Genomic DNA, 286 nt, shown 5'->3' on the forward strand with positions numbered 1-286 from the left:
GTAAAAATTACGTGCGACGTTTTGCAGAAACAGAGGTGTTCGAACACATTTTTTATCGCATTTTAAAACAAGCCATGGAGGCTGGTTTAGTGGACCCTGACGTTGCGTTTGTGGACTCTACCCATGTGAAAGCCAATGCGAATAAACACAAATTTCATAAAAAATTGATTCGAAAAGAAACACGCGTTTATCAAGAAGTACTAGAAGATGAAATTAATGTCAGCCGAGTTGCCGAAGGAAAAAAGCCATTCGCCAGGAAAGAAAGTCAGGAGGAGAAAGAAAGCAA

At 39.9% G+C, this 286-nt stretch carries 1 pseudogene; it reads left to right on the forward strand.

Annotation, left to right across the window (positions count from 1 at the left end):
• Positions 1-286: pseudogene (locus NG918_RS16800) on the forward strand (IS5/IS1182 family transposase); the annotation flags it as partial.

It is taken from the genome of Clostridium sp. ZBS2, assembly GCF_023845855.1.
Taxonomy (GTDB): Bacteria; Bacillota; Clostridia; order Clostridiales; family Clostridiaceae; genus Clostridium; species Clostridium aquiflavi.